The sequence below is a fragment of the Acetobacter estunensis genome, assembly GCF_011516945.1.
Classification (GTDB): Bacteria; Pseudomonadota; Alphaproteobacteria; order Acetobacterales; family Acetobacteraceae; genus Acetobacter; species Acetobacter estunensis.
In genome coordinates, this window is record NZ_WOTH01000023.1 from 34,356 (window position 1) to 47,923 (window position 13,568).

Annotated in this window: 9 protein-coding genes; 2 read left to right on the forward strand and 7 right to left on the reverse strand. The window is 63.0% G+C overall.

All coding sequences use genetic code 11. The features are described from left to right. Nucleotides 1-34: 34 nt before the first annotated feature. The 4 genes from GOB87_RS11100 to GOB87_RS11115 all read right to left on the reverse strand — a co-directional run bounded on the left by GOB87_RS11100 (nt 35) and on the right by GOB87_RS11115 (nt 5,480). The gene (locus tag GOB87_RS11100; protein ID WP_166316532.1) at nt 35-895 is read right to left on the reverse strand and encodes a glucose 1-dehydrogenase; all 861 of its coding nucleotides are present in this window, start codon (nt 893-895) and stop codon (nt 35-37) included. Between the two features lie 111 nt (nt 896-1,006). Then, complete coding sequence (locus GOB87_RS11105; protein WP_166316535.1) at nt 1,007-2,335, reverse strand: cytochrome P450; 1,329 nt, start codon at nt 2,333-2,335, stop codon at nt 1,007-1,009. Between the two features lie 138 nt (nt 2,336-2,473). Then, nucleotides 2,474-4,465: a transglycosylase SLT domain-containing protein gene (locus tag GOB87_RS11110; RefSeq protein WP_166316538.1), complete on the reverse strand. Its 1,992-nt coding sequence runs from the start codon at nt 4,463-4,465 to the stop codon at nt 2,474-2,476. A 163-nt stretch (nt 4,466-4,628) separates the two neighbouring features. Continuing rightward, nucleotides 4,629-5,480, reverse strand: a complete 852-nt coding sequence (locus tag GOB87_RS11115) for a uracil-DNA glycosylase (protein ID WP_166316541.1) — start codon at nt 5,478-5,480, stop codon at nt 4,629-4,631. A 174-nt stretch (nt 5,481-5,654) separates the two neighbouring features. On the opposite strand from GOB87_RS11115, the gene GOB87_RS11120 reads away from it, so the two are divergent. Then, nucleotides 5,655-7,442, forward strand: coding sequence for a tetratricopeptide repeat protein (locus tag GOB87_RS11120; protein WP_166316544.1), 1,788 nt, complete (start codon nt 5,655-5,657; stop codon nt 7,440-7,442). On the opposite strand, the gene GOB87_RS11125 is transcribed toward GOB87_RS11120, so the two are convergent. Beyond that, nucleotides 7,432-8,151, reverse strand: coding sequence for a GntR family transcriptional regulator (locus tag GOB87_RS11125; protein WP_166316547.1), 720 nt, complete (start codon nt 8,149-8,151; stop codon nt 7,432-7,434). The two genes, GOB87_RS11120 and GOB87_RS11125, sit on opposite strands and share 11 nt — an antisense overlap. A gap of 304 nt (nt 8,152-8,455) precedes the next feature. Here GOB87_RS11125 and putA point away from each other — a divergent pair, with 304 nt between their 5' ends. Continuing rightward, nucleotides 8,456-12,091, forward strand: coding sequence for a bifunctional proline dehydrogenase/L-glutamate gamma-semialdehyde dehydrogenase PutA (putA, locus tag GOB87_RS11130; protein ID WP_166316550.1), 3,636 nt, complete (start codon nt 8,456-8,458; stop codon nt 12,089-12,091). Between the two features lie 215 nt (nt 12,092-12,306). On the opposite strand, the gene GOB87_RS11135 is transcribed toward putA, so the two are convergent. Further along, on the reverse strand, nt 12,307-13,107 hold the full coding sequence (locus GOB87_RS11135) for an MOSC domain-containing protein (protein ID WP_166316553.1): 801 nt from the start codon (nt 13,105-13,107) through the stop codon (nt 12,307-12,309). A gap of 43 nt (nt 13,108-13,150) precedes the next feature. Continuing rightward, the gene (locus GOB87_RS11140) at nt 13,151-13,315 is read right to left on the reverse strand and encodes a hypothetical protein (RefSeq protein ID WP_166316556.1); all 165 of its coding nucleotides are present in this window, start codon (nt 13,313-13,315) and stop codon (nt 13,151-13,153) included. Nucleotides 13,316-13,568 lie beyond the last annotated feature (253 nt).

The following is a 13,568-nucleotide window of genomic DNA, read 5'->3' on the forward strand; positions in this document are numbered from 1 at the left end:
GGAAAGCGGTGAAACGCCGCCTTCCCACATTGCCTCACCCGTTGACGATCATGCCACCGTTCACATGCAGGGTCTGGCCCGTAACGAAGGTGGAATCCTCACTCGCCAGATACACATAGGCGGGACCAAGTTCCCACGGCTCGCCAGCACGTCCCATCGGGACACTCTTACCCAGATCCGCCACTTTCTGCGGATCGACCAATCCCCAGCTTGCCGGCTGAAGCGGTGTCCAGACAGGCCCCGGAGCCACGGCGTTCACGCGAATGCCCTTATCCACAAGCTGAAGCGCCAGTGAACGTGTGAGTCCCATCTCGGCCGCCTTGGTCGTGGAATAGGCCACCAGCGCATCGTTGCCGGCAAAAGCATTGATGGATGACGTGGCAATGATGGACGCACCTTTCTTCAGATGAGGCAGGGCCGCGCGGGTAATGTAGAAATATCCATTGATGTTCACGTCCATATGGCGCTGCCACATCTCATCGGAAATATCCGTGAGGTCCATGCTGACATACTGGACGGACGCATTGTTCACGACGATGTCCAGCCCACCGAACGCCTGCACAACCTGTTCGACTGCCTTACGGCAGAAGCCACTGGACGACACGTCACCCGCAATCGCCAATCCCTTGCGGCCCTCCGCTTCGATAAGGCGCACCGTCTCATCCGCGTCTTCCGTCTCGTCCAGATAGACGATCGCCACATCCGCGCCCTCCCGCGCGAAATGCAGGGCCGCCGCCCGTCCGATCCCGCTGTCACCGCCGGTGATGAGCGCCTTGCGTCCTTCCAGCTTGCCGCTGCCACGATATTCGGGGCGAATATGAACTGCGAGAGGCTTCATCAGCTTCTCGACGCCGGGCTGATGGTCCTGTTTTTGGGGCGGGATTTCGAGTGCCATGATTGGGCTCCCTGTCAGTGGGGGGACGTCCCCTCACGCCAGCATGACGCCGGGGCACACCCCATCCAACGAGAGCATGTCACCAGAGGTTCCGGATCGTTCCGGCTGCGGTCAGGCCTGCGCGCGCCGCAGGAAACGGAACGGCACGCTGCGTTCGGGCCGCGTGGAGAGCACGCCCACCGGCAGAACGGCCTCTCCATCCACCACCGAAATGGCAAAGAGCTGCACCATACGTGCCAGCACCAGCACCGCTTCCGTCATCGCGAGTTGGGCGCCGATACACACATGCGGCCCAGCCCCAAAGGGAAGAAATGTAAAACGTGGGGGCTCGACGCCACCGAGAAAACGGTTCGGATCGAACCGTTCGGGCACAGCCCACAACGCCGGATTGCGGTGCAACATCCACAGCGGCAGAAGGATCATCGCGCCCTTGGCCACACGCTGCCCGCACAGTTCCGTGTCCGCTGTGGCTTCGCGTCCCGTCATGAAGGCGGGTGGGAATAACCTGAGCGCCTCTTTCACTACTGCCGTCGTGATCGGCAGGCGCTCCAGTGCTTCCGCAGCCCCCGAAGGAGACAGATCGACTTCACGCACTTCCCGCGCCACCGCGTCCTGCCAGTGCGGCGCATGGGCCAGCAGCCAGACCGCCCAGAACAACGCTGTCGCCGTGGTTTCGTGTCCCGCCACGATCATCGTGGCGACTTCGTCCAGAACCGCCTGTCCGGGAACACCGTCTTTCTCGCCGAACGCCTGCGTCAGCAGATCGAACAGATCGCGCGGACTTTCACCGTCCCCGATGACAGGCCGCTCAGCGACGATCGCCCCGATCAATTTCACCCACTGCTTGCGAAAGCGGGCACGCCGCCAGTCCGCCACGCTCGGCACGGCGGACGGCAGCAGGAAATCGGAAGGGCGCGGCTGACCGATGCCGTTCATGAATCCCGTGACCATTTGCCGCAGGGCCGCGCCAAAAGAGGCGCTTGTCATGGAGAACATCGTCACGGCTGCGATGTCGAGCGCGAGTGTCTGTGTCAGGGCGAACACATCGACAGGGCGACACACCTCCACAACGGGCAGGCTCGCATCTGCGCATGAGGCGATATGACGCGCCAGCGTCGGCACCACGCGCGGCGTGAAGGCGGGCGCCATCGCCTTGCGCTGCCGACGCCATGTCTCGCCTTCGCTTACGAGGATTCCCTCCCCCACGATGGGACCGAGCACGCGCCGCCCCATGCGCAGGCGCTGGAAGCTGGCCGCGTCCGTGGCCAGTACGGCCTGCACGGCGTCCGGCCCACTGGCCAGAACCAGCGAACGTCCCAGCGCGCGCAGACTGACCACCTGCTCCTGAAAGCAGCGCGACGGAAAAGCCGCAAAGCCATTACGCCTGAGACGTGTCAGTACGCCCAATCCGGACACATTGTCCGGCGCGGGCGCGGGCATGAAAGGGGTGAATGAAAGAGGCACAATAAAAAGAGGATACTGTCCCGCTACGCGTACGAGAATCGCACGCACGGGCTGGCAGCTCTCTCTTTGTCACATGACAGAACGGTGAACCCCGACCGACACTAGGTGGCGGCCTCAGTGGATGACGCGGGGCGTCCTGCGGGAACTGGCCAGTTCAAGCTCGGGACCGAAAGCTGGCCAGTCACCTTCCGCCAGTGCCTCCAGCGAAGGCGTGGGCAGGTCAAGTCGGTCCGCATAGGTCCAGAGATAGGAGAATGCCTGCGTGACATAGGCGCGGGTTTCGGTGTTGGGCAGACGCTCGATATAGAGCAGCGGATCCTCGGCCACGCCTGTGCTGGCCTCCCAATGCGCAATCGCATTGGGCCCGGCGTTGTAGCTGGCCAGCAAACGGATCAGATCACCGCCTGCTGGAGCGGCCGTGGCTACCGTGGTGGCATGTGCCAGATACCGCACATAGCGCTGACCGATCTCAAGATTAAGCGCCGGATCGTGCAGCGCCTGAGGCATCGCCACGAAACGCTGGGCCTGACCGGTCACGAAATCCGCTGTCAGCGGACGAAGCTGCATCAGGCCATGAGCCCCGGCACCCGAGACAGCGCCTGCATCGAAGTTCGATTCCAGCCGCGTGAGCGCATAAACAAGCGCCGGATCCACGGTAAAGCCATGGCGCGGATGCAGGGCGGGCAGCGGCAGGTTCTCGCCATGACGACCGGAGGCCTGCTCCATCGAATGGATGGAATCCGCCATCTCCAGCGCCAGATCGTTCAATCCCGCCGCCTGCGCCACAAGCTGGAACGAGCGCGCCAGCGCGACATCCCCGGTAATGCGCGGCCAGTAACGCCGCAGGGCCCGCTCGGCGCGTTCCTGTTCTCCCACCTGAAGAAGAGCGAATACACGCGGTCCGACATCGGTGGCGCCCACGGCCTCGACATCGATTTCCGTCAGCACCGGCTCGGATGGCGCGGCTTCCGTCGCTACTTCCAGCACCGCCTCTTCCACCTCAGGCTGACGTGCCACATGACGGGGATGACGATCGAGCAGACGACGCGCCAGAAGGCCGTAAAAACTCCCGGGGGCAGCAAGAGCGCGTTGCAGCCACGGACGGATCGCGCCGCCTTCCCCAAGTTCCCTATGACCGCGCGCGGCCCAGAAACTGGCGGCCGAAATCAGTTCCGGCGTAGCCTGCGCGGCGCGCGAGACGTCCTCGAACAGCGTCACAGCCTCCGCTTTACGGTCGAGCGTCCACGCCGCAAGCCCGGCCACGTAAGCCGGCAGTGCCACATCGCGATGGCCGCGCACAAAAGCGTCCCGTCCGATGCGAAGCGCCTCCTGCGCCTCTCCCTGACTGAGAAGAAGCTGTGCAATCTCCCCACCAAGCTGAGCGGCATAAGACGGCGTCATGCCCGGCGTCATGGCAATCAGATGCAGAGCGCTCTGCGCACCCTTCACACCAAGGGCGGCCCGCTCCTGCACCGTACGGTCCAGAAGCGCGTTGCGCACAAAACTACGGGCGGAATTCCCCCCGATTCCAGCACGCGCCCCCCCCAGCATTGCCAGCGCGGGCGCGGGCGGCAGGGACGCCTTGTCCGTCAGAGTGGACAGACGGCTGAAGATCGCCGGAGCGTCGGCCATGTCTGCATGGGCATGCAGCCAGCGACGCAGTTCGGCCCCTGTGGGGTGATAGGAAGGATTGAGATAACGCTCGGCTAGCACATCGGCCAGCAACGTCGTGTCCGTCAGACGGGTCGTGCTGGTCAAAGCCTCGGCAAAAGCACCCTGTCTTTGGAGACGGAAGATCGACCGCACGAGCGTCGCCATCTCGGAAGTGAGCGGACGCGGCAACGCCACGCCGCTGTCTTCTCCCGTCCCATCGACGGAAGGACGCGCCACGGCCATGGCCACTTCTTCGCCGCCACGACCGGCGTCCTGCTCTTCGCTGTAGCCACGCTGCTCCCCACTGAAGGGGCGCGACGCATCGTCCTCACTTGCCGAGGCCGCAGCGCTCGCCGACCGCGCCCCCGTAAAGGAAGCACCCGTCAGAAGGGCGGCGCCAGCCAGCATAAACCGGGCGGCAATGGAATTGGATATCTGTCCGATGGCTCGCATGGTGGACGGCGGTCTATAAGTTCCCATTCCAAAAGGCAAGCTTTATGCAAATCACCAGAACCGAAGCCATGGGAAATCGCGGTACAGAGCCTTGAATTTACACTCATCTCGTCTCCCGAAACCACCTGTAACATTACAGTCTATTCCAGTGCTCTCGGTGCCATTATTCTGCCATTACGCTTGTTATCCCTGCTTCATCATTAAGTGTGACAGACAACAACAGCACATCGTGCCATATTTCCCGGCGAGCCCGCGCACCCGCACGCAACTGGAGAGGGTGCCGCATGGGCAGAGCGGGCTTCTGAGGCCCCCATACCGTATCCCACTGCGTGTCACGCCACTTCCCCCGCAACCGGAGCGGATTGGCCTGACTCCCGAACATCATCCGCACCGCGAGCCCCCCGCATAATAACAGGCGTTGCGGGCGGAAGAGGGAGATGCTCGCAAGAAGCAAAGGCAGACAGACCGCAACCTCCGCGGGAGAAGGCGGTCGGCCTCCCGGTGGACGCCACGGAATCGCGGCCGCCACGACCAGTTCCTCCCGCGTCAGCCCGATCGACGCCAGCATCCGGTCGAGATACTGCCCCCCTACGCCTGAGAACGGGATTCCACTGCGATCCTCATCTTCATCGGGCGTGTCTCCGATCACCATCACCCGCGCGCCCACCGGGCCACGCGGCAGAACGGTCGTCGTTGCCGTGCTGCGCAGACTGCACCCGGAAAAACCGTCAATGGCCGCCGCCAGCGCGTCCACCGTCTCCAGTCCGCGCAGGAATCCAAGATCGGGCACAGGTTGCGCTACAGGAAGGGGTGCCTGCGGCGAACGTGAAGCAGGACGCGCGAACACCGGTTCACCCTGCGGCTGCGCATCGACAGGAAGCGAACGCTCCCGCTCTTCGCGTGACTGGGCGAACCGGTCCTGCGGCTGCTCGTCCACAAGGATGTCCACACCCCACTCCATCTGGAGTCGCAGCAGGGCCGCCACCGCGCCACTTTCCGTCACATCCACGCGCATCCGCCTCTCTGCCTGCTCACTCCCGGCCGCCTTCCGCCCTGCCCCACCGCCATCTCCAACGATCCACAGACGGCGTTTGGCCGATCACGCCACACGGGTTACACCTGCCCGACGCTCCGCCCGCAGGGTCACGCGCCATCGTCGAGCCGCTTATTCATAGGGTACCGTATCATCATGCCAAGCCGTCCGGTCCTGCCTGTCCTGTTGCTGGCCTCCCTCCTGTCCAGCACCGCACTCGCCGCCGGACACGCCGCTCCGACCACCACGGGCAAGACCGCCACCACGACACACCTTCCCGAAGTACCCTTTCCGGTGGACGCACCTGCTTTTCTGACCGGTCTCCTCGCCGCGCGGGCCGACGATTACACCACGGCCGCACGCGCCTACACCGACGCGCTAAAAACAGATCCGAACAACACCGAGTTGCTGCGTCAGGCCTTCTCGCAGGCCGCGCTCGCCGGCAGTCCCGAAGCCGTTGACCTCGCACGGCGCACCGCCCGCCTTCCCGGTGGCCGAACCATCATCACGGCTTTCGTGCTGGGCAACGACGCTGTGCTCCATGAGCGCTGGCAGGACGCGGCGGAAGCCTACCGCTCCGTCCCCGCAGACGCCCTCACCCGTATTCTGGCCCCGCTGCTTCAGGCGTGGTGTCTCACTGGCGAAAAAAAATACGATGACGCGCTGCGCCTGCTGACGTCTCCGCCCAGCACAAGCTCCCCCGCCTCTCCCTTCTATCTCGGCCATGCCGGTCTCATCGCCTCACTGGCGGGCAAAAGCCAACTGGCCGGACAGTTCTATGAGCGGGCGAACACATTGCTTCAGGGGGGCGATCTGCTTCTGGTTCGCGCGCGCGCCAACTGGCTGTGGCAGAGCGGACACCAGACCGAAGCCCGGGATCTGATGCGCAACGCCATCCGACGCGATCCGGTTCTTTCCCTCGCGGAACCGGAAATGCAGGCCACGCTGGACACGGCGCCTGTCGCGTCCGCCAAGGATGGCGTCGCGCATGCCTATATTCTTGTAGCCTATATCCTGCGTCAGCAGGCGCTGCACGCCTCCGACACCAACGGCATGCAGCAGATGAACATCGCCTCCGCCATGATGCTGCGCATGGCGCTCACACTCGATCCGTCGCTGGCCGTGGCCCGGCTGATGCTGTCCGAGATCGAAGACTCGATGGACCATCCCGATGTCGCCATCGCCACTTTGCGGGTCGTGCCCCCTACCGATCCGCTGGCCCGCGTCGCCCGCTTCCGCCTCGCCCTGCTCGAAGATCGCGCAGGCGATCGCAACGACGCCCGGACGATTCTGGAAGGCCTCGCACACGATGCGCCGGATCTCGTGCTGCCCATTCGCGCGCTCGGCACATTGCTGTTCGAGACCAAGGATTACACGGGCGCGATCACGGCGTTCGACAAGGCCATCGCCAACGCCCGTGCCAGTCATGCCCTCGACTGGAGCCTCCTGTTCGAGCGCGCCGCCGCCTATGAGCGCACCGGCAACTGGCCCAAGGCCGAAGCCGACATTCAGGAGGCTCGCAAGATGGTGCCCGACGAGCCGATCGTCCTCAATTTTCTCGGCTATGGCTGGGTTCAGCGCGGCCAGCACCTGAAAGACGCCACGCAGCTTCTCGAACACGCCCTGGAACTGGACCCCGAAGACGCCGCCATCCGCGACAGTCTCGGCTGGGCCTTCATCCGCTCGGGCGATCTCAAACGCGGCACCGACCTTCTGGAACACGCCGCCGAGGAAACGCCGCTCGACCCTGAGGTGAACTATCACCTTGGCGTCGCTTACTGGAATCTTGGCCGTCACACCGAAGCCATCGATCAGTGGAACGTGGCACTCGGTCTCAAGCCCGAACCGGACGATCTGGCCCGTATCAATACGGCCTTGGATTTCGCCAAAACGGCTGGTCCTGAGGCGAAGCTCTCCATTCAGGACGTGCCGACTACCCCCTGATCGAACGGGCGCGATCCGCTTTCTTCTTGGGGCGGCGCATCACCTCTATGGAGATCGCCGCCGCTTCAAGGATGTGCTCGCGCGTCAGGCGGGCGCACAGATCCGCATCGCGGGCACGACAGGCGTCGAGAATGGCCTTGTGCTCCCGATCCGTGACCTCCTTGCGCCCTTCGATCACCAGATGCCCGCGAATGTAGCGGTCGAGCCGCGTGTGCAGGTCATCAATCATCTCGAACAGACGCGGTCGCCCTGCCGCCACATAGATCGCATTGTGAAACGCCCGGTTCAGCGCGCCGGAACGCCTCTGTCCATCGGCTGCCGCCACGCCCTCGACAAATGCCTCATAGGCGTCTTCCACCTGAGCCAGTTGCACGCGTGTCATGTTGCGCACGCCATCGGCCGCCGCCTGCTCTTCCAGTAGCGCGCGGATGCGCGAGTATTCCTCGATATCGGCCTCGTTCATCCCCAGCACCATCGCACCGCGATTGGGTGGACTGGTGACAAACCCCTCAGCTTCCAGACGCTTGAGCGCTTCACGCACGGGAATGATGCTCACACCGAATCCATTGGCCAGTTCCGCCTGCGGCAAAGCCTGCCCTGCTGGCAACATGTTCTCGCTGATGGCGCTGCGCAAAGCATTGCAGATCGTCTCCGCCGCCGTGCCATGACCGATTGCCGCAGCACGGGAAAAGAGGGTGGAGGGCAACATGACCGCATTTCCAGTCGTTGTTCAGGCAGAAGAGGGAAGCCCGATAGTAAGCCTCCCGCCCCAAGGAGCAAGCAGCCCTCACAATCGGGGGCATATTCCCGCCGGAAGATCCTAATGAGCCTGCGGATAAACCTGCCTGCCCCATCTCATGGTTTCCAGTATGGGGCTCATTCACATCGTCGATAATATAACATCTTGCAGATAATATATTTCCATGACATGAGGCAAGAGTCATTGTGATATCGGAACCAGTTGCCCGTCCCCTCGGCGCGAGGATCGGACCGGCTTTTCGGAACGCACGCCCATGCTCTCCACCGTCACGTCTTCGCCTGATTTCTCCTCCCGCGCGCCCCTGCGCCAAGCGATTGTCGCGGCTTTCCGCACGCCCGAAGCCGCGTGCGTGGAAAAGCTGACATCCGCCGCCATCCTCTCGGACGAGGAAGAGCGCACCACCGCCACTGTGGCCACCCGTCTGGCCGAAGCCCTGCGAGCGCGCCGCAATCCGGGGTTGGTGGAAACACTGGTGCAGGAGTTCTCGCTTTCCTCAGCCGAAGGCGTGGCCCTGATGTGCATGGCCGAAGCCCTGTTGCGCATTCCCGATGTCGCCACCCGTGACGCACTGATCCACGACAAGATCGGTGAGAGCGACTGGCTGGCCCATGTCGGACGCGGCAAGCCCATGTTCGCCAACGCCGCCGCCTGGGGGCTGGCGCTGACGGGCCGCCTCATCGGCGATCACGATGAAAAGAAGCTGACCGGCGCACTGATGAATTTCGTGGAACGCAGTTCCATGCCGGTCGTGCGCAAGGCCGTGGACGCCGCCATGCGCCTGATGGGCGAGCAGTTCGTCCTCGGCCAGACCATCGAACAGGCCCGCAAGAACAGCGCAAAACTCGAAGCCCTCGGCTTCTCCTATTCTTATGACATGCTGGGAGAGGCCGCCTTCACCGCGCCGGACGCGGCCCGCTACCGTCAGGACTACATCAACGCCATTCACGCCATCGGCAGCACCGCCAAGGGCGCCAATGTCTATGAACGCCCCGGCATCTCCATCAAGCTGTCCGCCCTGCACCCGCGCTATGTCCGCGCCCAGCGCGACCGCGTGATGACGGAACTGCTGTCGGTCGTGCAGGATCTGACACTGCTCGCCCGCTCCTATGACATCGGCATCAACATCGATGCCGAGGAAACCGAGCGCCTCGATCTCTCGCTCGATCTGCTCGAAGCCCTGTGTCACACGCCGGGGCTGGAAGGCTGGAACGGCATTGGCTTCGTGGTGCAGGCTTATGGCAAGCGCGCGCCGTACGCGCTGGATTTCATCATCGACCTCGCCCGTCGCACCGAACGCCGCATCATGGTGCGTCTGGTGAAAGGGGCTTACTGGGACAGCGAGATCAAGAAAGCACAGCTTGAGGGCATGACGGATTTCCCCGTCTATACCCGCAAATGCCACACCGACATCAGCTACATCGCCTGCGCGCGCAAGCTGCTGGCTGCGCGCGACGTGATCTTCCCGCAGTTCGCCACCCACAATGCCCGCACGCTGGCCACCATCTACACGCTGGCCGGACCGGACTTCGAAGTCGGCTCCTACGAGTTTCAGTGTCTGCACGGCATGGGCGAGACCCTCTACAAACAGGTGGTCGGCCCCGAAAAACTCAACCGTCCGGCACGTATCTATGCCCCTGTCGGCACGCATGAAACGCTGCTGGCCTATCTGGTGCGCCGCCTGCTGGAAAACGGGGCGAACTCCTCCTTCGTGAACCAGATCGGTGACGGCAGCATTCCGCTGGCCTCCCTGATCGAAAACCCGATCGACGTCGCCCACCGCTATACGCCGTATGGCGCACCGCACACCGAAATCCGCAAACCCGCCGATCTATTTGCCCCGGAGCGCACCAATTCAGCCGGTCTCGATCTGGCCGATGACCGCGTGCTGAAAGAACTCGCCACACGCATCGCAGCCGCCCCGCAGATCTGGACAGGCGGCCCCATCGTCAATGGTGAGACCACCACCGGCGCGGGCATCCCCATCACCAACCCGACCGACCGCCGTGACGTGGTGGGCAGCGTGACATGGGCCACGCCCGAGATCGTCATCAAAGCCGCAGACGCTGCCGAGAAAGGTGCCGCTGACTGGGCGGCTACGCCACCCGCACGCCGCGCCGAGATTCTGACCAAAGCGGCCGATCTTCTGGAAGAACGCCACGCGCTTCTCATGGCACTTCTGGGACGTGAGGCAGGCAAATCCCTGCCGAACTCGGTGGCTGAAGTGCGCGAAGCCGTGGACTTCCTGCGTTATTACGGCGCGACCGTCGCCCGCGAGTTCGACAATGCGACCCACAAGCCACTGGGCATCGTGACCTGTATCAGCCCATGGAACTTTCCACTGGCGATCTTCATCGGTCAGATTGCAGCAGCCTTGGCGGCCGGTAATGTCGTGCTGGCCAAACCGGCCGAAGAAACGCCACTGATTGCCGCAGTTGCCGTCGGCATCCTGCACGAAGCAGGCGTTCCCGTCTCCGCGCTGCACCTGCTTCCGGGCGCGGGCGAGATCGGAGCCGCCGCCGTGGCGGATGCGCGTGTCATGGGCGTGATGTTCACCGGCTCCACGACGGTGGCCCAGATCATCAACCGCCAGCTTGAAGACCGCCGCACGGCGTCCGGACAGCCGGTGCCGTTCGTGGCCGAGACGGGCGGCCAGAACGCCATGATCGTGGATTCCTCCGCGCTGGCGGAACAGGTCGTGGCGGACGTTCTCGCTTCCGCGTTCGACAGCGCGGGCCAGCGCTGTTCCGCGCTGCGCATCCTGTGCGTGCAGGACGACTGCGCCGACCGTGTGCTGACCATGCTGCGCGGCGCGATGCAGGAACTGCACATCGGCAACCCCGCCCTCCTCTCCTGCGATGTTGGTCCTGTCATCACGGAAGAAGCTGCAAGTGGCATCACGGCACATATCGAGGCGTTCCGTCAGCGCGGTGCATCCGTCCTGTCGCTCGACCTGCCCGAAGACTGCGCCCATGGCAGTTTCGTCGCCCCGACGCTGATCGAGGTGAACAGCATTGCCGAGATCGGTCCCGAAGTGTTCGGTCCGGTCCTGCATGTGCTGCGCTACCGCCGCGAAAAGCTGGACGACCTGCTGCACGACATCAACGCCACGGGTTACGGCCTGACATTCGGCCTGCACACACGCCTCGATTCCACGGTGAACACCGTACTGGCCCGCATCGATGCCGGTAATCTCTACGTCAATCGCAATACCATTGGCGCGGTGGTGGGCGTGCAGCCCTTCGGCGGTCGTGGCCTGTCCGGCACTGGACCGAAGGCCGGTGGCCCGCTTATCCTCCGCCGCTTGCTCAGCGAAACGCCAGTCCTGAACGCGGCAGGTCAACACACCCCGACGACCGCCATGACGACATGGACCGACTGGCTACGTGGCAAAGGGGAAGCAAACGCCGCCGATAGTGCCTCTGCTTGTGCGAACTCATCCCCACTGGGAGAAGAGCGCATCCTCCCCGGTCCGGTGGGCGAACAGAACCTCTACCGCCTGATGCCACGCGGCAATGTTCTGTGTGTGGCCACGACACGCGCCGGACTGTTCGCACAGATTTCGCTGGCACTCGCGGGTGGCAACACGGCGCTGGTACTGGCTGAACGCACGTTGACGGACTGGATGGTCTCGCTGCCCGACAGCCTGCGGAGCGCGATCCGCCCGGTCGTGGACGCTACCACCCTGCCCTGCGCCATCCTGCTTGGTGAGGAAGATAATGAGGCCTTCCGCGCAGTCCGCAAGGCGCTCTCGAATGGAAACGGCCCTATTGTCCCAGCATGGCTTACAGGTAAGGCGCTGCCATCCATTGAGAGTGTTCTGGAAGAACAGTCCCGCAGCATCAATACGACAGCGGCGGGCGGCAATGCGAGCCTGATGACACTGGCATAAGTTCTTTCATCATGACCGGGAAGGCGCTTCGATATTTGCACATCGGGGCGTCTTCTGTGGCTGGTGTTGCATGTCGCTCTCTGACGCGCTCGTCCATACAAGAGCGCGGCAGTTCAGAAAAACAGAGACACACCTGTAACCGTGGGAATATGTCGCTGCCAGAAACACACGATGATCGGCATCCGCGACCACATACGTCGTGGATGTAAACGTCGTCACGCCCGGCGCTCAATCACCCGCACCTCGTCGCCCACCCGGATCATGCCCGGTTTTTCCACCAGTGCGTTCTGCCCGAACATCACCCCTCCCGGCACATGGCGAAACTCAGCCAGCGCCTTGAGCGGCTGACCCGGCTCAGGCGTCTGGCCCGTCTCCTGATCGATGGTTGTGACCACACAGCGCGAGCACGGCTTCACCAGACGCAACTCCACATCGCCCACGCCAAGACGCACCCATGCATCCTCCTCCCACGCAGAGGCCCCGGTAACGACCAGATTGGGACGAAATCGCGCCATGGGAACCGGCATGGCAAGGCGCGTATTCAGATCGACCAAAGACGCCTCCGTGCAGAGCAGTACCGGAAACTCGTCCGCAAAGGAGACCGGATAATCCTGCCCCTGCCAGTTGCGCAGACGCGCGGCCCTCGGTTCGATCATAAAAACCAGCCGACATGCGCGCCCCAGATGAGCACTGAGCCACTCAGCCACCTCATCGCCCGCATCGCATCCTCGCACGGTATCGACCCACACCCGCACATCCCGCTCTTTGCCGACAGGATACGGCACGACGTGTTCGGTTCCATCCGTATGCTTGAGCGTTACTCCCGTCTGGCTGGGATGAGCAGCAATCCGCGCCATGGCAGACATCGTGCGCTGCGTGAGAAACTCGCCTTTCGGCGTCACCACAAGCCATCGACGATCGTTAAGCGGACCCCATGTCTCCAGTTCCAATTGCTCCAGCGACAAGGCGTGCAAGCCCTTAACAGGATAAATATGAAGCGACGCGATACGCAGCATGAAGACTCTTTCTCCTAACAACAAAAAGTGTGCAAAATCGCCTTTACGCTGCGCTACTACTCAAAAGCGTCATTTCGGCTTTTTCAACGGCGACGCTTTCCTCCCATTTGCCATCCCCCAGCCGCAGGCTGAACATTTTTCCCGGCATCTGTGCGGTCAAACGCAGGCTTTCGCACTCAGCAGGAATGTCAAAGACCCCAAAGATCATGTCACGAAAAACACGCTGAAAAAGCAAAGGAAAGCGCGTGCCAGCCCCATTCCCGTTTTCCACACGCAGGACGTGAATGAATCGTGCGTCCTGCACCCCCACCAGAAGACGGCTTCCCTTCCGAACCGGAGGCAACGTCACCTCGACGCGGAAATCTCACAGAAGGGTTGTACATCGGGTTAGATTATGAAAAAGTCTGTTTTGTAGAAAAGAAATTTCCATAATCATCAAGAAAACCCGATGCAGACAGAGT